The organism is Polynucleobacter sp. JS-JIR-5-A7, from assembly GCF_018687935.1.
GTDB lineage: Bacteria > Pseudomonadota > Gammaproteobacteria > Burkholderiales > Burkholderiaceae > Polynucleobacter.
The window spans coordinates 2,024,990-2,046,213 of the sequence record NZ_CP061308.1 but is presented as its reverse complement, the minus strand read 5'-3'; the positions used below and the strand labels follow the sequence as shown (position 1 = coordinate 2,046,213).

Here is a 21,224-nt window from a genome sequence, read left to right as displayed (position 1 = left end):
ATAGCTTACCACCTGATAAACTCACTTATCTATGTTGCTGACTAATAAAAATCGTTTAATTGAAATGCTGAGTGCAGCCCTTCAGGGCTTGGCTCAAGAGCGCGGACTAGGTGAGACACCAGCGCCCCGCTTAGAGCGTCCTAAGGCCGTTGATCATGGCGATGTCGCCTGTAATATTGCGCTCCAACTTTCAAAATCTTGGAAGCTCAATCCAAGAGATCTGGCCCAAGCTTTGGTAGAGCGTTTACAAAAACAGTCTGACTTTAAGCAATTAATCGCATCCTGTGAAATCGCTGGCCCTGGCTTTATTAATTTCAGACTAAGCAATGCAGCCAAAACGGCAGTAGTTGGAGAGATTCTTTCGGGTGGTCCTTATTTTGGTGAGATTGCTCAAGGAGGCGAGCCTATTGCTAGCGCTATGATTGAATTCGTTTCAGCCAATCCCACTGGCCCATTGCATGTTGGTCATGGCAGGCAGGCTGCACTTGGTGATGCCTTAGCAAATCTATTAGCAACCCAGGGAATTAAGGTGCATCGTGAGTTTTATTACAACGATGCGGGCGTTCAGATAGCCAACCTTGCTTTGTCTGTTCAGGCGCGTCTGAATGGTTTGAAACCTGGTGATACTAATTGGCCCGAGCAAGCCTATAACGGTGAATATATTGCAGAGATTGCAACAGCATTTAAAGCATCTCCCGAATATCGCGATGATCTAGAAGCTATTCGTCAATTTGCTGTTGCGTATTTGCGCAATGAACAAGATATCGATTTGAAAATATTTGGTGTGAAGTTTGATTGCTATTACCTAGAGTCCTCTTTATATACAGATGGTAGCGTTGGTGAGATTGTTCAGGATTTACAGAGCATTGGTAAGACCTATGAATCCGAGGGCGCACTTTGGCTCAGAACAACTGATGATAGCGATGACAAAGATCGTGTGATGCGTAAGTCCGATGGCAGCTTTACTTACTTTGTTCCTGATGTCGCATACCACGCCAGTAAATGGAACCGAGGCTTTACAAAAGTGATCAACGTGCAAGGTAGCGATCACCACGGCACGATTGCGCGTGTCCGTTCAGGCTTGCAGGGTGTGGCTCAGAAGCGTGGCTGGAAAATCCCGAAGACATATCCAGACTATGTATTGCATAAGATGGTTACTGTGATGCGTAACGGCGAAGAAGTCAAAATTTCTAAGCGGGCTGGTTCATACGTGACAGTGCGCGATTTAGTTGAGTGGTCTGGCGGTGTTACCCCAGAGATGACACCAGAGGAAAGAGAGTTAGCGCTACAGCGCGGACGTGATGCGGTGCGCTTTTTCCTCATCTCTCGTAAAGCGGATACAGAATTTGTATTTGATATTGATTTAGCGCTTCAACAAAACGATGAGAACCCTGTCTTCTATGTGCAATATGCCCATGCGCGGATAAGTTCGATCCTGCAGCAATGGGGCGGCAGCACGCCAGATCTAGCGGGTGCAGACTTATCTTTATTACAAAGTAAAGCTTCAGATCATTTGCTAAGACGTTTGGCTGAGTATCCTGAGGTGTTAACGGATGCAGCAGCTGAATTGGCCCCGCATGCGCTTGCTTTCTATTTGCGGGATTTGGCGGGAGATTTCCATACTTTCTACAACGCCGATCGTGTATTGGTAGATGATGAAAGCCTGAAATTAGCCCGACTTGCTCTTTTATCAGCCACCCGCCAAGTTCTACAGAATGGTTTAAAGCTTCTAGGGGTATCTGCACCAGTAAAGATGTAGTAGCAAAGAATAGCGTGAATAGGTAAGATGAGGAAATGATGAAAAAACCGAATCAGCAGGATGGCTTCATGAAGCACGAAAGAGAATCTATTCCTGTTAATAATGCTCAATATGGCGGCACTATTCTGGGCTTTGTTTTGGGTTTAGGCGCTGGTCTTGGGATTGCATTTTTTATTGCTTTCTACCTTTCTAAAAATACGCCTCAAGAAAGACCTGGCGTACGCGCGCCAAATTTACCAATGTTGATTAAGCCTGCCGATCAAGCTGACGGAGAGGCTGCTGCCCCCGCAGAGCAATTAGATTTGAATAAGCCACTACAAGGCAAAAGTCCTGCACCAGCTACCACTGATCCTATTGGCGATTTGGTAGGCGGTAAGAAGTCAGCGGAAGCTGCTGCTCAAGCAGCCGCAAAGGGCGATGCTATTTATTTCTTGCAGGTTGGTGCTTTTACAAAACGTGCAGATGCAGATGCGCAAAAAGCAAGCCTAGCTATTCAGGGTATCCAAACACAATTGAGCGAAGTTACTGCTGATGGAAATACTCTATGGCGTGTTCGCTCAGGGCCCTACAACAGTCCTGAAGAAAGCAATCCAGCGCGTGACAAGTTAAATACCTTGGGCATCAAACCCACTCTTATCAAAGCTAGCAAGTAAAGTAAACATGATGATCGCATTTAGTAAAAGAGTATTTTTTGTATTCTTCTTTATTTTTTTGAGTGGCCTTGCCATTGCGCAGGGACAAAAAATTGAAGAGGGATTTGAATATCGCGTTTTGCCTGTGCCCCAGCCAGTGGGAACCAAAGGCAAAGTTGAGTTCATTGAATTCTTTTGGTATGGCTGTCCCCATTGCTATGACTTTGAGCCTGAGCTTAGTGCTTGGGTGAAGCGTCAACCAAAAGATGTAGTTTTCCGTAGAGTGCCAGTAGCGTTCCGCGATGATTTCTTGCCACATAGCCAACTTTTCTATGCGCTTGAGGCGATGGGTAAAGGTAATGCCTTGAATGAGAAGGTGATGTATGCGATGCATAAGGAAAATAAACGCTTACTGACCGAGCCTGAAATTACAGATTGGGTTGCCTCACAAGGCGTTGATAGCAATACTTTTTTAGCCACCTATCGCTCCTTTGCTGTTGTGTCTAAGGCAAGAGCTGCCAAGCAATTGGCGGAGGCATATCGTATTGACGGTGTTCCTACGATTGTGATGCAGGGCAGGTATGTTACTTCACCATCTATCGCTGGGACTAAAGCTAAAGCAATTGCTGTGATGGATTATCTCGAAGAGAAAATTCGGAAAGATAAGTACAAGTAGTAATTCTCAATCATTACAGACACTCTTCTTGCTTAGATTTTGACGAAGCGCCGCACAATCCAGAAATAGAGTGGATAAGGCAGAATTCTTAAGAACTTTAAAAATCCTGAGAATCTCTTAGGGAAGTGAATATCAAATTCCCCTCTTTGGATGCCGCTTAAAATTTCTTTGGCAGCTTCTTCAGTCGTAATCAAGGCAGGCATTTCAAAATCATTTTGAGCAGTAGCCTCGGTTGCAACAAAACCCGGGGAGATCATATGAACACTGATACCTTGCGGCAGTAAATCGTAGTACAGAGTTTCACAGAAATTGATGATGCCGGCTTTACTAGGGCCATAAGCTAATGCTTTAGGTAGGCCGCTATATCCTGCAACGCTACCAACAATGGCAATATGTCCGGAATGCGCCTTGAGCATTTCAGGTAGGGCTAGTGCAACTGCCCTCATGGGTCCAAGGAGATTGGCCTCAATCGTTTGCTCTGCAATATTGATCTCAAAATCGTCTGCCCGTAAGGGCACATAGATGCCTGAGACAAATAGTAATAAATCTAATCCACCCCAAGTCTTAAGGAGAGCCTGATAGCCTTGAGTGAGTTGATCACGATTGGTGACATCTAATGGAATGACTAAGGTTTGAGCAAGCTTTGCATGCTCTGCGATTGCATTTAAACGTTCTACTCTTCTGCTCGATAACGCAACTTTAGCGCCTTGATTGATGAAGGCTTTAGCGCATGCTTCGCCAATTCCGCTAGAGGCGCCAATGACCCAGATGCGCTTTCCTGCAAAATTTGCTATACCTGTTTGTTTCATGCTGTCAGCGCATCCGGAGATGTTGGGGCTTGCTGATGACTTAAAGTGAACTGCACAACATCAATATTGCGCTCTGAAAATCCTGCGGCACAATACATCAAATAGAAATTCCAAAGTCTGATGAATGCCTCATCAAAGCCTAGTTCGCGAACTTCTTGGAGTTTTTGGTTAAAACTGTCGCGCCAGAGGCAGAGTGTTTTGGCATAGTCAGATCCAAACGCAAATTCCGCCTCAATTTGAAGGCCAGCCTTTTCTGCGCTTGCTTTAAAGCTAGAGCGAGAAGGTAGCATTCCACCTGGAAAGACATATTGCTGAATAAAGTCAGTGTTGTGGCGATAGCGTTCAAATAATTCTTCAGCAATCACAATCGTTTGAATGCAGGCTTTACCGCCAGCCTTGAGGCATTTAGCAATCATCTGAAAGTATTCTGGCCAATGTTTTTCTCCAACAGCTTCAAACATTTCAACGGAAGCAATCCCATTGAATTTTTCTTGGCAGTCACGATAGTCTTGCAACCGAACTTCAAACGATTGGGCCTTATTTGCTTTTGCCTCTATCTTTGCCAAACGATTTTCAGCAAAGGCTTTTTGTTCAGTCGAAAGTGTCAGGCCAGTAATGGAGCGCTCACTTAATAATGCCTCCTCCATAATGCCACCCCAGCCACAGCCAATCTCTAATATATGATCTCCTGGTCTAGTCTTGAGTGATTCCAGAATCCGCCTGATCTTAGCGCGCTGCGCTTCAGCCAGTGTTTGCCTGTCGCTTTCTGAGAACCAGGCACTGGAGTAACTCATCGTTGGGTCTAACCACAGGCTATAAAAAGCATTCCCCAAATCGTAGTGCGCATGAATATTCTTGCGGCTACCAGCTTTGCTGTTATCGCGAAGCCAGTGCTTAAAACGGTAGAGGATCGATCCAAACCAGCTACCGTAAATTGCTTTTTCAAGAATGGTGCGATTGCGAATAGCCAATTCCAAAATCGCTTGGAGATTAGAGGTATTCCACTCGCCGCGGATATAGCTCTCTGCAAAGCCGATATCGCCATGTGACATCACTTGTTTGAAAACAGACCAATCATGAATTTGAATGTCAGCATTTAATGAATCTGTATGCTTACCAAATTCTCGTATTTCACCATCTGGCAAAGTCATTTTGAGATAGCCACTGCTGAGTCTGGACAAACTGGTCAGAAGTGCTTTGCTACTGAGATCTTTACTAGATGAGTTAATCGCGCGGTTTTGTGGACGCGAAAAATTGAGTCGTGATAGTAAGTTTTGTCCGGGGCGATTCATCTACTGACTTCAAATTCTGGTGGTTTAGGTTTTGAATGAAAGGGTACACCTTTAATCCATAATTTTAATGCTTGCCAGTGAATACGGAAAATGACTCCCAAGCTCATTAATGGGTAGCGTAAGAGCGCTAAATAAAGCGTGGATTTGCTAAGCAGGCGGCTTTTTCCGCTAATGCTGGTATTGATGAGGGGCAGGCCATCTTCGTGAAGTTCAATACGGGCAACAGAGTGTTGCTTGGAATTGCTATCTTGAGCAAACAAGAACCGGAACCGATATTCACCACGGACTGCACAAAAAGGTGACACATGAAATACTTTTTTACTGGTGAGGGTCTCGCCCGATAGAAGCGGCTCTCCAGAATCTTTGTGTAATAAATAACAGTGACGCTCGCCAAAGGTATTATTTACTTCAGCCAATACTGCGTAAACTTTTCCATCTGCCTCGGAGCAAATCCAAAAGCTGACAGGGTTAAAAACATAGCCTAATACTCTAGGAAAAGTTTGTAACCAAATTTCCCCTTCCTTATTCAGTAGATTGTTTTCTTGCAGAATATTTTCAATCCAGGCTAGACTGTCTTTGCCTCCAAGCCCATGGTCTTTATCGAAGAATGAACATAAACCTAGTTTGTTGTCGCCTAGACCACTATTGCTCAGAAGCTGAGGATTTTGTCTGCGAGCCCGCATTGGGATAGATACGGTAAATACACCATATCCAAAAGCATTCTTTGCCGGTCGAAGACGACTATGTTTTACATCTCCAAAGTTAATCTTTGCTTGATTCATTTAGCGTGCATCTTGTTTTGGGATGACATTGAGAGCCGGGCGGATGCTTTCAAGTAAAGCTTCTGCGACTAGTTCGCCAGAGCGCAGACCATCTTCATGGAAGCCAAAGCCAGTCCATGCCCCGCAATACCAAATAGATGAGTTACCTTGAATGAGTGGTAACTCTTTCTGTGCTTGAATAGCGCCCATGTCAAATATTGGATGTGAATAATGAATTTCTTGATGTACCAGTTTTGGATCTGGCTCTGAGGAGGGGTTAAGACTCACAATAATTTGGGTATTGTTGAGTTTTGCAGGTAAAGGCTGTAAGCGATTAATGAGGTAATTGACGCTAACGTGCTGCTTCGAGCTTGGTGCTGCACCAGACTTTGCTGTGTAGTTCCATGCAGCCCAGCAATGCTTTGCTTCCGGCAAGAAATTGGTATCCGTGTGCAAAATCGCACGATTTTTTTGATAGGGAATGGCGGCTAAGATATTTCTGGCTTGTTGCTCAATCCCATGCACAAGCTCTAAGGCTTGATCGCTATGACAGGCCATCACTACTTCGTCAAACCAGGCTGAGCCTGCTGAACTAATCACTTCAACTTGGGCGCTTTCATCTTGGCTTGTGTTGACGCGCAATACAGAATCACGCTTGATCGCAACCTGATTTTTTTCTAAGGCACTGACTAAGCGCTTTACGTATTCTCGGGATCCGCCTTGAATGGTGAGCCATTGCGGCCGATTTTGAATTTGCAGTAAACCGTGATTGTGACAAAAACGGATCATCGTCTGGATTGGAAATTCCAGCATTTGCTCCACAGAGCAAGACCAGATTGCACCAATCATAGGCAGGAAATAATTCTCTCTAAAGCTTTGACTAAAGCGATTTCGGTTTAGGAAATTAGCAATCGTTTCATCTGGCTGAGTATGATGATGACCCGCAGAAATCTGTTCATGAGCAAGCCGAGTTGCCATGCGATTAAAACGCAGAATGTCATAAGCCATACGCCAAAATGACAGAGATAGTAAGTTAGAGCGTTGTCCAAAAAATGAATTGATGTCATTGCCAGCCCACTCTATCTTTCGATGCGCAGGATTTTTTTCAGAAACATCAATCGACACAGAAAAAGACATTTCAGAAGGGGCAACTGGAGCCTGGATTTCCTCGAACAGTCTAACTAGTCTAGGGTAGGTCTTACGGTTAAATACTAGAAAGCCAGTATCAACACCGTGCGTAATATTTTCGCCAGCGATATTGCAAGTAAAGTCAACGGTATTGCTGTGCCCACCAATATGATCCCCGCCTTCGTATATTGTCAGTTCAATATCTGGGTTCTGTCTTAATGCATATGCACACCCAAGTCCGGAGATTCCAGCGCCAACAATCGCAATTCTTTTTTTGCTCACTGAACTTTTTCCTCTAGGAGTTTTTCTATTTGATTGGTGATACTGCTACTAGTGGGCTTGGTCATGCTTCCAAAAGAATCAATCACATTGCCATTACGGTCTATTAAATATTTATAGAAATTCCATTTTGGCGTTGTGCCTGTTTTGGCAATTAACATTTTGAAGAGGGGGTTCGGGTTGCTTCCAGAAACATTACTCTTGGAAAACATCGGGAACTTCACATCGTAAGTATTTTTACAAAAGTCAGCAATTTCTTTGTTACTGCCTGGTTCTTGTTGGCCAAAGTCATTCGATGGAAAGCCCAGCACAACAAAACCTCGATCTTTATATTTAGCGTAAATTTTTTCGAGACCCTCATACTGACTCGTGAATCCACAAAAACTCGCTGTATTGACCGCCAGGATGACCTTGCCTTGGTATTGGCAAAGACTTTGCGGTGCTTCGTCTTGGAGGCGGAGGAAAGTGTGCGAAAGCAGGAGGCTGCAATTAGGGACGGCATTTGCAATCTCGATTCCAGAAATGGAGAAAAAGAGTACGAAAAGCCAACCAGCCACTTTATTGAGTCTCTTGCGGTTCATATTGTCACTTTATTTTTCTGCTTTTGAGTGTCCAAGTTTAAGACATTCTGGGTAATATCACAGCTTAGTTTGTAATGCCATTAATATTGCGTTATGAGTTCTTTGCCCCCACCTTCATTTGAGTCTAAAGTTTGCCCGGCCGAGCAACTTGAGGCACGAATTGCTAAATTGCCTAGACCCCTGGTATTTACCAACGGTGTATTTGATATCTTGCATCGTGGCCATGCGAGTTACCTTTCTCAAGCCCGTTCTCTTGGGGCAAGTCTGGTGGTTGGCGTGAATTCAGATGCTTCGGTAAAAATGTTGGGTAAAGGTGACGATAGACCTATTAATTCTGAATCTGATCGGCAAGCTTTATTAGCCGCTCTTGAAAGTGTTGATATGGCTGTGCTGTTTACCGAGCAAACCCCAGTAAATCTAATTGAGAAAATTCGTCCTGATATTTATGTCAAGGGAGGCGATTATGAGATTAATACTTTGGCTGAAACTCAGCTTGTCAAAACGTGGGGTGGCAAAGCCATTGCCATTCCATTTTTGTATGAGCGCTCTACAACCAGTTTGCTAGGCAAAATTCGCTCTTAATGATTTTGTAAAAGCCAGCTCCAAATACCGCGCAGTACTAGCCCCTCACTGGTTTTTATATTTAATGTATTCAGTTTGCTAAATTGCTTCATTTCAGTTGCTAATATTTTTGCGTTACCACCATCAAGCCAAATTTTTTCAACGGGTTGATTCATTTGTTTTGCAAGCTCGATCGCACACTGGATGGCACCAATTTGCGCGGCATTACATCCGCTAATAATGGCCTCATTCGTGGATAAACCAAAACCATGTTGAGGCTCTACTGGAGTTGCTAGTGGTAGTTGTGCCGTATTTCCTTCTAAACTCTTGCGCATGACTTCAAGGCCCGGCAGAATCCAGCCGCCATAATGCACGCCGTTAGAGCCAAGTAAATCAATGGTTGTGGCAGTGCCTGCATTGATGATTAAGGCATTTGTTTTTGATAGTGCACGCGCCGCGATGACGGCGGCCCAGCGGTCAGCCCCTAGTTTGCTGGGGTCTTGATATAGGGTGCGAATGCCATCAACAGCACTATCACCCATGAGTTGCTTCCATTCAACATCTTGCCACTGTGGAAAGAGTGACTTGAGGTGCTCGATAGCTTCTTGCCCTGCGACGCAACTAAATGCAATGGTACTAGGTTTGGGTAAAGTTTTAGAAATGTAATCAGCTAACTCCGCTCTATGCTCTGCGGATTGCAGTGACTTACTGCTAATAGCTCCAGAGTAGGCCCACAATTTTTTCTGTTGATCAGAAGGATGTTGAGCAGACTCAACTGCCGCCCACTTTAAGCGCGTGTTGCCGATATCAAACAATAAATACAGACTCATGATTGAACTCTCAGTGATACGTCACCAGCATAAATGGCAATCGTTTTATCTTCCTGCTCAAGCAAAAGGGCGCCATTCATATCAACCCCTTTTGCGATACCGTATCTAGGATCTTTACTGGCGCCTGAAATAGAGACTTTCTGATCTGTAAAAGCATCCCAGTGAAGCCATTCTTGTTGATAGGCAGCAAAACCTAGTTGATCAAATTTTTTGAAATGCTCCTCGAGCGACTCTAATATTGTTAGCCAGAGATATTCAACATCAGGGAGTTTTCTTCCCTGTGGGAGTAACTCTTCTAAGGAGCTGACTTTTATCCCGTTTTGCAGATCCTTTTCGATCGCATTAGCATTGCATAAATTAATGCCAACACCGACGATCATCCAGCTTGGATCCCCAACTTGGGCTTGTCCACCTTCAACTAGAATTCCAGCTAGCTTTGCGCCGTTTAGCAATAAATCGTTAGGCCATTTGAGGCGCAATCCTGCTTGGTGAAGATCGAATTGATCAAGTTGATATGCGCGAGCAATGCCTTTAATGACGGCAATACCAACTAATAGACTAAGACCGGTTAGTTCTGTAGGGCTGCGATGAAAGGGGAAGGCCATTGAGAAGCAAAGGGAGTCCTCTGGGTTAGAGAGCCACGCGCGTCCCGCCCTTCCTTTGCCAGCAGTCTGTATGTGGGCAATACGAGCTATAGGGTCTATCAGTGCGCCAGCACGCCAGCGCTCCAAGAGATCATCATTTGTTGATCTAGTCTCGATTACACGTTCAAGGATGCAATTAGCAGTCATTTCGCCATTGTAGAAAGGTCTGACCTAGAATTGTGGAATGGATGTAAATGATCAGCGCCCCCGCAAACTAATATGGCCTCTACAAGCGATGCCGCTGGCTCGCGCAATGAGTCTTGCTTACGCATTGCTGATTCTCTATGTCAGCCTAAATCCATTTGATTTTGACTTTCAGAATGGGATTGCTACATGGGCTTGGCTAGATGCCCCTTTGCCGCGCTTCATTACGCTTTTTGATGTTTCAGTGAACATCTTGGCCTATATTCCTTTTGGATTTTTACTAGTCTTTTCGGCATATCCTCGCTGGCGAAATTTTGTTGCTTTAGGAATGGCTATTAGCTTAAGTGCTCTGTTGGCCCTGAGTGTTGAAACCCTGCAAACTTGGGTTCCAACGCGTATTCCAAGCTTGATGGATTGGTGGGCCAATGTATTTGGAGGTTTATTAGGCGGTTTATTGGCTATTCCTCTGGGGCCTGAGTGGCTATCTGGAACTGCCATCCGGCGCAGGTTTGGTCAATGGTTCGGTGTGAATTGGGCGATATGTGCTCTTTTTCTGCTATTTCCATGGTCGCAGATTTATCCCCAAAGCTCATGGCTTGGCGTAGGACTTTGGGGGCATGTCATTTTTGGCCCTGTTGATTGGGGTACGACAGTCATTAATCAAGTCATTCAAGAAACCCTCATTACTGGTTTTTGTTGGTTTGGCGTTGCGCTTTTGATTTCTTCGGGGATGCGCCTCAAGGCGCCACAATGGCATATTCTTAACGGCTTACTGGGTCTTACGGTGTTGCTAAAGATTCTGTTTACAGCACTTCAGTTTGGTTGGGAGTTCAGCTTCATCTGGCTGACAGCAGGCGCCTTTTGGGGAATGTTATTGGCAACAGTTGCACTACGATGGGCTTTGCGTTTGAAGTTAATAACAAAGCAATTGTTAGCAATATTTTGTTTGATAGGCATTACGGTCGCCATTAATGTAATGCCTGATAATCCCTATTTCATCCTGACTCTCAGGCATTGGAACCAGGGACGACTATTGCACTTTAATGAGTTAATGCAATGGGTTTCAGTGATATGGTTACCACTAGCCTCTGTTTGGATGATTCGCAACATAGCAGACCTGAAATCAAAGTATTGATGAATATAATTTTCTGATGAGCTTTTCACACCACCTATTTTTTTGTTTGAATCAACGCAGCAATGGGGAAGATTGTTGCGATCGGCATAATGCCTTTGGGCTATTTGAATATGCCAAGAACCGGGTCAAAGAACTGGGGTTAGCCGGACCCGGAAAGATCCGCGTGAATAAAGCAGGATGCTTGGATCGTTGTGCTGATGGACCAGTGATGGTCGTCTATCCAGAGGGTGTTTGGTATACCTTGGTGGATAAAGAAGATATAGAAGAAATTATTCAATCCCATTTAATCAATGGTCTTCCAGTAGAGCGATTACAACTTGCGTAGCCCTTCTGAGTAATTTGTAGTTTTTAGTTATTGTTGAAAGTTTTCTTAATGAATAGCCGTACAAAAGTAATTCATATAGATGGAATTGTGGGCGCGATAGAAATGTCTATCGATCTTCCTGATGAATTAAAAAATGATCCATCATTTGCTGTGCGTGGACTCGCCTTAGTTGCGCATCCACATCCTCTGTTGGGCGGCACCATGGACAATAAAGTTGCGCAAACAATGGCCCGTGCATTTAATCAATTGGGATATGTCAGTGTGCGTCCAAACTTTCGGGGTGTTGGGGGTACTGCAGGTGTTCACGATCATGGTGTAGGAGAACTAGAAGATTTACTGCATGTCACTGAGTGGATGCAAACCCCATCTAGTTGGTCTCAATTTGAGGCGACAGCACATCAGCCTTGGGTCAATGCAGCTAGTACTTTGCCGCTGGTAGTTTCAGGGTTCTCGTTCGGCAGTTTTGTGGGTAGTCATTTGGTGCAAAGGCTTGCTGAGCTTGGGCGTCCTGCCGAGCGTTTAGTAATGGTGGGAAGTGCTGCTGGTAAGTGGACATTGGCTCCGGTGCCCGCTGATACCATTCTGATTCATGGTGAGCTGGACGAAACTATTCTCTTGAAAAATGTCTTTGATTGGGCACTTCCGCAAGAGTTAACAGTGCAAGTAGTGCCTGGCGCAGACCATTTCTTTCATCGTAGACTGCATTGCATTCGCAACATCATTACAAGCGCCTGGCTAGGTATGCCAGACCATCGCAAGAGTTGATTAGAAAAATAGGAAATTGAGTTAATAAAATTATGGCCGAAGATAAATCACTCATTGAATATCCCTCTCTTTTTCCGATTAAGGTGATGGGAAAAAATATTCCTGAGTACCTGCCCTCAATCATTCATATTGCTAAACAGTTTGATCCAACATTGGATGAGAGCAAGGTAGAGCAGAGACCATCGAAGGACGGAAATTATCTTGGCATTACTCTGCCAATTACGGCAACTAGTCGTGAGCAACTTGACGAGCTTTATCGAACGCTTTCAACTCATCCATTGGTGAGTATTGTTCTCTAACAAGCGCTTATGACGGCTTTAGTAAAACATCTTGGTTTGGCTGATTACGCTGCAACATATGAGGCAATGCGTACTTTCACAAAGGATCGCGATTCTAGTACTCCAGATGAGATTTGGATCTTGGAGCATCCGCCAGTATTTACTTTAGGTTTGACTGGCGATGCTGGTAACTTGCACTCCCCAAGTAATCAAATCCCGCTGGTGCAAGTAGATCGTGGCGGGGAGATTACTTACCATGGGCCTGGTCAGATCGTTGTCTACTTATTGCTCGACCTGAAGCGTCTTGGAATATTTGTAAAAGAGTTGGTCTCGCGTATTGAGCAGTCCTTGATTGATACCTTGGGAGATTTTGGAATACAGGCCGAAAGAAAACCAGGCGCACCCGGGATCTATGTTTCTCAGCAGACTGGGGTGTCGCCAGAATGGTTTGGGGCAAAAGTAGCCGCCCTTGGACTTAAGGTCTCGAAAAGCTGCTCCTATCATGGCTTAGCGCTGAATGTGGCAACTGATTTGGAGGCTTTTGGGTGCATCCACCCTTGTGGTTATGAGGGCTTAAGGACAGTAGACATGCAAACCCTTGGGATCAAGGACAATATGGATTCAATTAGCCAAAAGCTTTTGAGCCATTTGCAAAAGCAACTAATACCATCATGACTGTTAACAAGACCGATACAAAGCAATCTATTGAAGGGCGCCAAGACCTTCAGTATGACGCTACTCGTAAGCAAAAATCGAGCGAGAAGACTGCGCGCATTCCAATCAAGATTGTGCCTCTTCAGGAAGTTCTGAAAAAGCCAGATTGGATTCGGGTAAAGGCTGCGTCAGGCAACTCACGTTTTGCGGAGATAAAAAAGATTCTGCGTGAAAACGAATTGGTAACCGTTTGTGAAGAAGCCAGCTGCCCCAATATTGGCGAATGCTTTGGTAAGGGTACGGCGACATTCATGATCATGGGCGATAAGTGCACGCGACGTTGCCCGTTTTGTGATGTAGGTCACGGCAGACCAGATCCGCTAGATCAGAAAGAGCCGGCTAACTTGGCTCGCACAATTGCAGCGTTGAAATTAAATTATGTCGTAATTACTAGCGTTGATCGCGATGACTTGCGTGATGGTGGGGCGATGCATTATGTCGATTGCATTTCACAATCGCGCGGCCTCTCTCCAAATACGCGTATTGAGGTATTGGTGCCCGATTTCCGTGGTCGCTTGGATAAAGCGCTTGATATTTTCGCAGAGCATGCACCCAATGGTTTACCTGATGTCATGAACCACAACCTGGAAACTGTCCCCCGTTTATACAAACAAGCGCGACCAGGGGCCGACTATCTGCATTCACTGAAGTTATTAAAAGACTTTAAGGAACGCTTTCCTAAGATCCCAACAAAGAGTGGTTTGATGGTTGGGTTGGGAGAGACTGACGAAGAGATTCTAGAGGTCATGCAGGATATGCGTGAGCACAATATTGATATGCTCACTATCGGCCAATATCTTGCGCCTTCGGGTCATCATCTACCTGTTCAACGTTATGTTCACCCTGATGTATTCAAGATGTTTGAAGAGAGGGCTTATGCAATGGGCTTCTCGCATGCAGCAGTTGGTGCAATGGTGCGCTCTAGTTATCATGCAGATCAACAAGCACATGGAGCGGGCGTTGTTTAAAAGTGTTTTAAGAGCTTATGTAGTTTTAGCAGCATGTATTTTTTTAGCAGCATGCAGTCCTAAGCTGAATTGGCGCACAGTCCAATCTCCTGAGCAGCGATATACCGCACTCTTTCCGGGTAAGCCAGACAAGCTTGAGCGACTTATCCCCTATCAGGATCAAGAATTCAAACAAACGCTTGAGGCCGTGAAAATCGATGATGATATTTATTCCATCAGTTCGCTTCAGGTACCATCTAATCAATCAGATTCAGCTCAGAAAATTATTGATCAATTACACAGTAATTTATTGGAGCGAGCAAAAGCATCGGGCGGTACTGTTTTGACAGAAGATGTTTTCTATCAAACAGGTAGTCGTCAGCGATTGTCTATTAAAGACTATTTCATTGCGTTTAGTTCAAACGGCAAAGTTCAAAAAGCCATGAGGGTGCGTTGGATAGTACGTTCAGTTGAGGGTGGTGGAATTTGGATTTACCAAGTATCTGTATTGCATGCAAATGCAGATATTAGCGATGCAAAAGTAGCCCTATCTAAAGAAGAGTATGCAAACTTTTTTAATGAGTTCCACCCAGAGTGAAACTGTAGAACGAAAAATTTAAGTAGATTAATTTTTTTCTAGTGCGGCAACTTTTGCTTCAAGCGCTTCTAGTTTTTCCCTGGTCTTTGTAAGTACTTTGCTTTGTAACTCGAATTCTTCACGAGTCACGAGATCCATTTTCTGAAAACCTTGATTCATCATTGCACGCACATTTTTTTCAATTTCTTGAATTGGTGAATTACGAATGGCATCACCCACTTTATTTTGCATATCGTTAGCAATGCGTTGGATTTGCTCGAGGATTTCACCGGGTTTTTGCATGAGGGGTTCGCAGTTCTATTGGAAGTTGCATAAAAGATACACATACATATTTTAGTTTGGGTGGCTAAAAATGGGCAAAAAGGCTTTAAAAAGCCCTAAAAAGCCAAAATTCACATATATGGGGCAAGATTAAGCACCAAAAAAGTGCAGGTGCCTTATTAGGGGGATTTATGACAAATCCATGAATACCCAAACGATCAATATTGCTCCATGCATTAAGCATTCAACCCTTTTTTTATTACAACTAGTAAGGAGCATTAGATGAAAACTTTACATAAGACTGCAATCTCTGCGGTCGCAGCAGGCTTGTTAAGCGGCTTGGCATATACACCAGCTTTTGCAGCTGATGAGCCAGAAGCTAGCCCGATTACTGCAAACGTAACAGTAACTAATAATTATATCTATCGAGGCATCACCCAATCAAATGGCAAGCCTGCGATTCAGGGTGGTTTTGATTACGCTCATGAGAGCGGTTTCTACATTGGAAACTGGAACAGCTCTATCAGTTGGGTTAGCGATAGCTACAATACTTCTGGTGGCGTAAGAACATCCGCACCTATCGAGATGGATTTTTACGGTGGCTTTAAAAAGGAATTTATTGGAGAAGGTTTTGCCTCTGATATTGGTGTTCTTCAGTACTACTACCCTACTAGCGGCATCCAAGCAACAACTTCATATGTAAATCCAAATACAACAGAGATTTATGCTGCGCAAAATTTCACCTTTGGCCCTTTGACGGGCTTTGCAAAAGTATCGTATGCAGTTACAACATTATTCGGCAATGCCAATTCAACTGGCTCTTACTATCCTGATTTAACCTTGAACTATGACACTGGCTTTTGGGGTATTACTGCAAACGGACATGTTGGTTATCAATTTGTAGCCGGCAATCAACAAAAAACAGGTAGCTCATTCGGTCCTAATGCTATTTCAGTAGATGGTGTTAGTAACAACAATCTCTACACATATACGGATTGGAAGTTGGGTTTAACTAAAGACTTTGGAGGCGGCTTATCTGGTGCGATTGCTTACACGGGTACCAACGCTAAAACATATCAAGGAAATTATGCTTGGTATAGTCCGCAAGGCAAAAATAATGGTCGCTCTGCAGGTTTAATTTCCTTAACCAAAACTTTCTAATTTCCACCTCTGAACGGAGAAACACATGAAATTAATTACCGCAATCATCAAGCCCTTTAAGCTTGACGAAGTGCGCGAAGCTCTCTCGGAAGTGGGAGTTTCGGGCATCACCGTCACTGAAGTTAAAGGCTTTGGTCGTCAAAAGGGTCACACTGAGTTGTATCGCGGTGCTGAGTATGTTGTCGACTTTTTACCTAAGGTAAAAATTGAAGCTGCTGTTGAAGATGGCATCTTGGAGCGTGCGATTGAAGCAATTGAAAAATCAGCACGTACTGGCAAGATTGGTGATGGCAAAATTTTTGTCTCTCCAGTCGAGCACGTCATTCGTATTCGTACCGGTGAAACCGGCGCGTCAGCACTTTAAAGAGAGGTTCAAAATGTTAACTTGGATGAAACGACTCATTGCTGGTGGTGCTATGGCCTTGGCTATAGGCGCTACTGGTGTTATGGTGACTTCGCCAGCGCATGCTGATGAAGTTAAAAAACCAGCAGTGACTGCTCCTGCCGCAACTCCAGCAGCTGCAGAACCTGCGCCCGTTCTTTGTTCCGAAAAGTGCAACAAAGCTGATTCCGCATGGATGATGGTATGTACAGCTTTAGTGTTGTTAATGACACTTCCTGGCTTGGCTTTGTTCTACGGTGGTTTAACACGTAGTAAGAATATCTTGTCTATCTGTATGCAATGCTTCATGGTGTTTTCTTTGATTACAGTGCTCTGGTCTATTTATGGCTATAGCTTTGCATTCACGGAAGGCGGGGCATTTGTTGGTGGACTTGATCGTCTGTTCTTGGGTGGAATGACTCCGGACTCAGTAGCGGCAACTTTTAGTAAAGGTGTTGTCATTCCTGAATTTATATTCATGGCCTTCCAAGCAGTGTTTGCAACGATTACTTGCTGCTTGATCATCGGCTCTTTTGCTGAGCGCGCTAAGTTCTCTGCAATCTTGGTCTTCATGGTCCTTTGGTTCACATTTAGCTACTTGCCAATCGCTCACATGGTTTGGTTCTGGCCTGGCCCTGATGACATCAAAGATGCTGCATCACTCGAAGCCATTACAGCTCGTGCTGGTTGGTTGTGGCAAAAAGGTGTTCTCGACTTTGCTGGCGGTACTGTTGTGCACATCAACGCTGCGGTTGCTGGTTTAGTTGGTTCCTTTGTGATCGGTAAGCGTTTGGGTTATGGCAAAGAAGCAATGAAGCCACATAACTTAGTTTATGTAATGACTGGCGCTGCACTCTTGTGGTTTGGCTGGTTTGGTTTCAATGCAGGTTCAGCACTAGAAGCAAACGGTAGCGCAGCATTGGCTTTCGTTAATACTTATTTAGCTACCGCTGCTGCGGTATTGGGTTGGTCTGTTGCTGAGTGGGTTCTCAAAGGTAAGCCTTCCATGTTAGGCGCTGCTTCTGGCTGCGTAGCTGGCTTGGTTGCGATTACTCCTGCCGCTGGTTTTGCTGGCCCAATGGGTTCTATCGCAATTGGCTTGTTCGCTGGCGTAGTTTGCCTCTGGGGTGTTACCGGTCTGAAGAAGATTTTGGGTTCAGACGATAGCTTGGACGTATTTGGAGTTCACGGCGTAGGCGGTATTTCTGGTGCATTGTTGACTGGTGTATTTGCTGATCCAGCATTGGGTGGCTCTGGTATTTGGGACTACGTTGCTAATGCTGTTGCTCCTGACTACTCCATTGCTAGCCAATTGTGGATTCAAGCTCAAGGCGTGATCACTACTGTAATTTGGTCTGGTGTTGTTTCTTATATTGCCTTCAAATTGATTGATATCGTGATCGGTTTGCGTGTTAAGGAAGAAGAAGAGCGCGAAGGCTTGGATATCAGCTCACATGGTGAGACTGCATACGAGTCATAATTAGCAGATTTACCCCTCACTGGGCGGCTTTCTTGGCTGCCTAGTTTTAAGCGCGGGATCCTCGGATCCCGCGTCTTTCTTTTAATAATCTTACAATGGTGGAATGGTTCCACATCTCATCACTGCCCTAAGCGGCCCTTTGCTCGAATTAGAGTCAAAGGTGTTAGAAGCTACCCCAACGATTGAGCGCTGGTTTAGGCTGGAATGGCAGGAACATACCCCGCCATTCTATTGTTCAGTAGATTTAAGAAATTCTGGTTTCAAGCTAGCCCCAGTTGATACCAACTTATTTCCTGGTGGATTTAACAATCTCTCTCCACAGATGTTGCCTTTGGCTGTACAGGCAGCAATGGCTGCGATTGAGAAGATTTGTCCAGAAGCCAAAAATTTATTACTCATTCCTGAGCGCCATACCCGCAATACATTCTATTTGCAGAATATTGCGCGCTTGTCTTCGATTTTGCGTCAGGCTGGACTCAACGTTCGCCTCGGCACTTTTTCTGAAGAGATTAAGAAGCCAACTTGGATTGAATTGCCAGATGGCAATCGTTTGTTGATGGAGCCTTTAGCGCGCTTAGGATTAAAAAAACAGCGCTTAGGCTTAAAAGATTTTGACCCCTGTTCTATTTTGCTCAATAACGATTTATCGGCTGGTATTCCACCGATTCTGGAAAACATCCACGAGCAATACCTTTTACCTGGGCTGCATGCAGGTTGGCACATCCGTCGTAAGTCTAATCATTTTTCCGCTTATGAAGAGGTGGCTAAGAAGTTTGCTAAGGTTGTTGATATCGATCCTTGGATGATTAATCCCTACTTTACGAGTTGCTCGAATGTCAATTTCCATGAACGCAAAGGTGAAGAGGAATTACAAACTGCAGTGGAGCAAGTGCTGAAAAAGACTGCTAAGAAATACCGTGAATATGGCATTAAAGAGAAACCTTATGTCGTAGTGAAGGCCGATGCCGGCACTTATGGAATGGGCGTGATGGTTGTGAATGATCCTGCTCAACTTAAGGGCTTAAACCGCAAAGATCGCAATAAGATGAGTGTTGTCAAAGAGGGTCTTGAGGTAAGTGATGTCTTAATTCAAGAGGGCGTTTATACCTTTGAGAAGGTGAACGAGGCAGTTGCAGAGCCTGTGGTGTACATGATTGATCGCTACGTGATTGGTGGCTTCTATCGTGTGCATACCGATCGTGGCCCAGATGAAAATCTCAATGCCCCCGGAATGCATTTTGTACCATTAGCATTCGAGCAAAACTCCATGCCAGATCTTTCTGCTAAGCCTGGTAGCGCAGCTCCGAATCGCTTTTACCTCTATGGTGTTGTTGCCCGCTTAGCATTACTAGCGGCTTCACTTGAGCTTGAGAGAACTGATCCAGATATGGAAGCAGCATAAATCAATGCTGAGAACTTAATAGAAGAATATGGATCTTTTATTTATTGCTGACCCTCTCGAATCTTTCAAGATTAAAAAAGATTCCACTTTAGCGATGATGCGGGTTGCTCAAGAAGCTAGTCATCGTTTGTGGTTCTGTCAGAGCCGCAATATTTTGTGGAAAGATAATCTCGTTGTGGCTGATTGTCAGTCGCTCATGATTAAGCCTAGCTCTACATCTTGGTTTGAGTTGGGTGAGATTGAATCAAAGGCACTAAATACATTCTCTGCGGTACAAATGAGAACTGACCCACCGTTTGATATTGAGTATCTCAATACAACGTGGCTTTTATCTGCCGCCAAGAAGCAGGGCGCAAGAGTGTTGAATGATCCTACTGCAGTACGTGATCACTCTGAGAAACTTTCCATCACTGAATTTCCTGAGCTGATTCCGCCAACGCTGGTGACTCGCGAACTGAGTGCGGTGGAAGAGTTTCATCAAGTGCATAGCGATATCGTCATTAAGCCACTGGATGGCATGGGCGGCATGGGTGTCTTTCGGGTGGGGTCTGATGGTTTGAACCTCGCCAGTATTGTTGAGACATTAGGCGAGAATGGCGCCAGAACTCTGATGATTCAACGTTTCTTGCCTGAGATCTCTGATGGTGACAAGCGCGTCCTGTTGATTGGTGGCAAGGTTGTGCCGTTTGCGTTGGCTCGCATTCCTCAGGGTAAAGAGATTCGTGGCAACTTAGCAGCAGGGGGCAAAGGTGTGGCAATGCCTTTGAGTGATGTCGAAAAGCAAATCGCTGAAAAACTTGCTCCCATCCTCAATCAACGCGGTTTATTCTTAGTTGGCTTGGATTTAATTGGCGGCTATTTGACGGAGATCAATGTTACTAGCCCAACGTGTTTTGTTGAAATTACTGATCAAAGTGGTTTTGATGTTCCACAGCTTTGGTTAAAGGCTCTAGAGAGGACATTGTCATAACATGACTGGAATCGTAATCGTTGCCCATACTCCTGTTGCAAGTGCAATGCTGAGTTTTGCAGAGCATACTTTTGGTGTTGTACCAGAGCGTGTAAGGGCGGTGGATATACCCCCTTATGAAGACACTAAGGTGAGTTTTGATCGGTTGCTAAAGGCTGCTTATGGTGTGAATACTGGTAATGGTGTTCTCATCCTGACAGATGTGATGGGTGCAACCCCAGCGAATGTTGCATCCAAACTAGAAAGTTTGGGCCCATTATCGGGATTGAATACCCCAGTGATTGTATTGGCGGGATTAAATCTGCCAATGCTCATGCGCTGCATATCTCATCGCGGCGAAGGCCTAGAAGAGTTGGCTAAAAAAGCCTTAGCTGGCGGGCAGAATGGAATATTACGTCTTGGTATAAAAGTAGATCAAGCATAAAGGGAGCAGGGTTGAATGCCAGTTGCTGAAATTGAGATTATTAATAAGTTGGGACTCCATGCGAGAGCATCGGCAAAGTTGTCTCAATTGGCCGCCCAATTTCCTTGCGAAATATTCCTGTCACGCAATGGACGTCAGATTAATGCCAAGAGCATCATGGGTGTCATGATGTTGGCAGCAGGTATTGGAAGCACAGTCACACTTGAAACGGTAGGCGATAAAGCAGATGAGGCTATGGAAGCGCTGACAGTATTAATCAATGACCGCTTTGGAGAGGGCGAATAAT

Annotated in this window: 26 protein-coding genes; 18 read left to right on the top strand and 8 right to left on the bottom strand. The window is 44.6% G+C overall.

Translation table 11 applies throughout. From position 1 onward, the window contains the following. The first annotated feature begins 31 nt into the window (after nt 1-31). Genes argS through AOC29_RS10645 form a run of 3 tightly spaced genes read left to right on the top strand, consistent with a single transcriptional unit; the run spans nt 32 to nt 3,067 of the window. Nucleotides 32-1,759, top strand: coding sequence for an arginine--tRNA ligase (gene argS, locus AOC29_RS10655; protein WP_215295961.1), 1,728 nt, complete (start codon nt 32-34; stop codon nt 1,757-1,759). A gap of 35 nt (nt 1,760-1,794) precedes the next feature. Next, the gene (locus AOC29_RS10650; RefSeq protein WP_215295960.1) at nt 1,795-2,412 is read left to right on the top strand and encodes an SPOR domain-containing protein; all 618 of its coding nucleotides are present in this window, start codon (nt 1,795-1,797) and stop codon (nt 2,410-2,412) included. Nucleotides 2,413-2,419: 7 nt separating this feature from the next. Then, nucleotides 2,420-3,067, top strand: a complete 648-nt coding sequence (locus AOC29_RS10645; RefSeq protein ID WP_371819523.1) for a thiol:disulfide interchange protein DsbA/DsbL — start codon at nt 2,420-2,422, stop codon at nt 3,065-3,067. A 32-nt stretch (nt 3,068-3,099) separates the two neighbouring features. Here AOC29_RS10645 and AOC29_RS10640 read toward each other — a convergent pair whose 3' ends face one another. From AOC29_RS10640 to AOC29_RS10620, 5 genes are read right to left on the bottom strand one after another with little or no spacing between them, the layout of a single operon-like run. Next, nucleotides 3,100-3,876, bottom strand: a complete 777-nt coding sequence (locus AOC29_RS10640; protein WP_215295959.1) for an SDR family oxidoreductase — start codon at nt 3,874-3,876, stop codon at nt 3,100-3,102. Beyond that, nucleotides 3,873-5,168 (bottom strand): cyclopropane-fatty-acyl-phospholipid synthase family protein, encoded by a 1,296-nt coding sequence (locus AOC29_RS10635; RefSeq protein ID WP_215295958.1) that lies wholly within the window; start codon nt 5,166-5,168, stop codon nt 3,873-3,875. The genes AOC29_RS10640 and AOC29_RS10635 overlap by 4 nt, the downstream gene beginning before the upstream one ends. Then, on the bottom strand, nt 5,165-5,950 hold the full coding sequence (locus tag AOC29_RS10630; RefSeq protein WP_215295957.1) for a DUF1365 domain-containing protein: 786 nt from the start codon (nt 5,948-5,950) through the stop codon (nt 5,165-5,167). Before AOC29_RS10630 ends, AOC29_RS10635 begins: the two co-directional genes overlap by 4 nt. After that, nucleotides 5,951-7,339 carry an NAD(P)/FAD-dependent oxidoreductase gene (locus AOC29_RS10625; protein WP_215295956.1) on the bottom strand — a complete coding sequence of 463 codons (1,389 nt, stop codon included), beginning with the start codon at nt 7,337-7,339 and terminating at the stop codon, nt 5,951-5,953. Beyond that, entirely contained in the window at nt 7,336-7,917 is a 582-nt protein-coding gene (locus tag AOC29_RS10620) for a glutathione peroxidase (protein ID WP_215295955.1), read from the bottom strand. Before AOC29_RS10620 ends, AOC29_RS10625 begins: the two co-directional genes overlap by 4 nt. A 93-nt stretch (nt 7,918-8,010) precedes the next feature. Here AOC29_RS10620 and rfaE2 point away from each other — a divergent pair, with 93 nt between their 5' ends. After that, on the top strand, nt 8,011-8,499 hold the full coding sequence (gene rfaE2 / locus AOC29_RS10615) for a D-glycero-beta-D-manno-heptose 1-phosphate adenylyltransferase (RefSeq protein ID WP_215295954.1): 489 nt from the start codon (nt 8,011-8,013) through the stop codon (nt 8,497-8,499). On the opposite strand, the gene AOC29_RS10610 is transcribed toward rfaE2, so the two are convergent. Both AOC29_RS10610 and AOC29_RS10605 read right to left on the bottom strand, forming a co-directional pair. After that, nucleotides 8,496-9,308: a type III pantothenate kinase gene (locus AOC29_RS10610; protein WP_215295953.1), complete on the bottom strand. Its 813-nt coding sequence runs from the start codon at nt 9,306-9,308 to the stop codon at nt 8,496-8,498. The genes rfaE2 and AOC29_RS10610 overlap by 4 nt on opposite strands. After that, entirely contained in the window at nt 9,305-10,099 is a 795-nt protein-coding gene (locus AOC29_RS10605; RefSeq protein ID WP_215295952.1) for a biotin--[acetyl-CoA-carboxylase] ligase, read from the bottom strand. The genes AOC29_RS10610 and AOC29_RS10605 overlap by 4 nt, the downstream gene beginning before the upstream one ends. Before the next feature lie 37 nt (nt 10,100-10,136). On the opposite strand from AOC29_RS10605, the gene AOC29_RS10600 reads away from it, so the two are divergent. The 7 genes from AOC29_RS10600 to AOC29_RS10570 are packed head-to-tail and all read left to right on the top strand — an operon-like array spanning nt 10,137 to nt 14,858. Next, on the top strand, nt 10,137-11,231 hold the full coding sequence (locus tag AOC29_RS10600; RefSeq protein ID WP_215295951.1) for a VanZ family protein: 1,095 nt from the start codon (nt 10,137-10,139) through the stop codon (nt 11,229-11,231). Between the two features lie 16 nt (nt 11,232-11,247). Beyond that, nucleotides 11,248-11,556 carry a ferredoxin gene (locus AOC29_RS10595; RefSeq protein WP_215295950.1) on the top strand — a complete coding sequence of 103 codons (309 nt, stop codon included), beginning with the start codon at nt 11,248-11,250 and terminating at the stop codon, nt 11,554-11,556. Nucleotides 11,557-11,604: 48 nt separating this feature from the next. Then, complete coding sequence (locus tag AOC29_RS10590) at nt 11,605-12,321, top strand: alpha/beta hydrolase (protein ID WP_215295949.1); 717 nt, start codon at nt 11,605-11,607, stop codon at nt 12,319-12,321. 32 nt (nt 12,322-12,353) lie between these two features. Further along, the gene (locus tag AOC29_RS10585) at nt 12,354-12,620 is read left to right on the top strand and encodes a YbeD family protein (RefSeq protein WP_215295948.1); all 267 of its coding nucleotides are present in this window, start codon (nt 12,354-12,356) and stop codon (nt 12,618-12,620) included. Nucleotides 12,621-12,629: 9 nt separating this feature from the next. Further along, nucleotides 12,630-13,274 carry a lipoyl(octanoyl) transferase LipB gene (gene lipB / locus AOC29_RS10580; protein ID WP_215295947.1) on the top strand — a complete coding sequence of 215 codons (645 nt, stop codon included), beginning with the start codon at nt 12,630-12,632 and terminating at the stop codon, nt 13,272-13,274. Continuing rightward, nucleotides 13,271-14,281 carry a lipoyl synthase gene (lipA, locus tag AOC29_RS10575; RefSeq protein ID WP_215295946.1) on the top strand — a complete coding sequence of 337 codons (1,011 nt, stop codon included), beginning with the start codon at nt 13,271-13,273 and terminating at the stop codon, nt 14,279-14,281. Before lipB ends, lipA begins: the two co-directional genes overlap by 4 nt. Then, complete coding sequence (locus AOC29_RS10570; RefSeq protein ID WP_215295945.1) at nt 14,274-14,858, top strand: hypothetical protein; 585 nt, start codon at nt 14,274-14,276, stop codon at nt 14,856-14,858. Before lipA ends, AOC29_RS10570 begins: the two co-directional genes overlap by 8 nt. A gap of 27 nt (nt 14,859-14,885) precedes the next feature. Here the strand turns inward: AOC29_RS10570 and AOC29_RS10565 are convergent, their stop codons facing one another. Further along, on the bottom strand, nt 14,886-15,140 hold the full coding sequence (locus tag AOC29_RS10565; protein ID WP_215295944.1) for an accessory factor UbiK family protein: 255 nt from the start codon (nt 15,138-15,140) through the stop codon (nt 14,886-14,888). Between the two features lie 261 nt (nt 15,141-15,401). Here AOC29_RS10565 and AOC29_RS10560 point away from each other — a divergent pair, with 261 nt between their 5' ends. From AOC29_RS10560 to AOC29_RS10530, 7 genes are all read left to right on the top strand, one after another. After that, a complete protein-coding gene (locus AOC29_RS10560; protein ID WP_215295943.1) occupies nt 15,402-16,280 on the top strand; it encodes a TorF family putative porin in 879 nt (292 codons plus the stop codon). A 25-nt stretch (nt 16,281-16,305) separates the two neighbouring features. Continuing rightward, entirely contained in the window at nt 16,306-16,644 is a 339-nt protein-coding gene (locus AOC29_RS10555) for a P-II family nitrogen regulator (protein WP_011903792.1), read from the top strand. Between the two features lie 13 nt (nt 16,645-16,657). Then, nucleotides 16,658-18,142 carry an ammonium transporter gene (locus AOC29_RS10550; RefSeq protein WP_215295942.1) on the top strand — a complete coding sequence of 495 codons (1,485 nt, stop codon included), beginning with the start codon at nt 16,658-16,660 and terminating at the stop codon, nt 18,140-18,142. A gap of 103 nt (nt 18,143-18,245) precedes the next feature. Then, entirely contained in the window at nt 18,246-19,544 is a 1,299-nt protein-coding gene (gshA, locus tag AOC29_RS10545) for a glutamate--cysteine ligase (RefSeq protein WP_215295941.1), read from the top strand. Between the two features lie 28 nt (nt 19,545-19,572). Continuing rightward, on the top strand, nt 19,573-20,514 hold the full coding sequence (gshB, locus tag AOC29_RS10540) for a glutathione synthase (protein ID WP_215295940.1): 942 nt from the start codon (nt 19,573-19,575) through the stop codon (nt 20,512-20,514). Nucleotide 20,515: 1 nt separating this feature from the next. Continuing rightward, nucleotides 20,516-20,938, top strand: coding sequence for a PTS sugar transporter subunit IIA (locus tag AOC29_RS10535; RefSeq protein WP_215295939.1), 423 nt, complete (start codon nt 20,516-20,518; stop codon nt 20,936-20,938). A gap of 15 nt (nt 20,939-20,953) precedes the next feature. Further along, the gene (locus AOC29_RS10530; protein WP_215295938.1) at nt 20,954-21,223 is read left to right on the top strand and encodes an HPr family phosphocarrier protein; all 270 of its coding nucleotides are present in this window, start codon (nt 20,954-20,956) and stop codon (nt 21,221-21,223) included. The last annotated feature ends 1 nt before the right edge of the window (nt 21,224 follow it).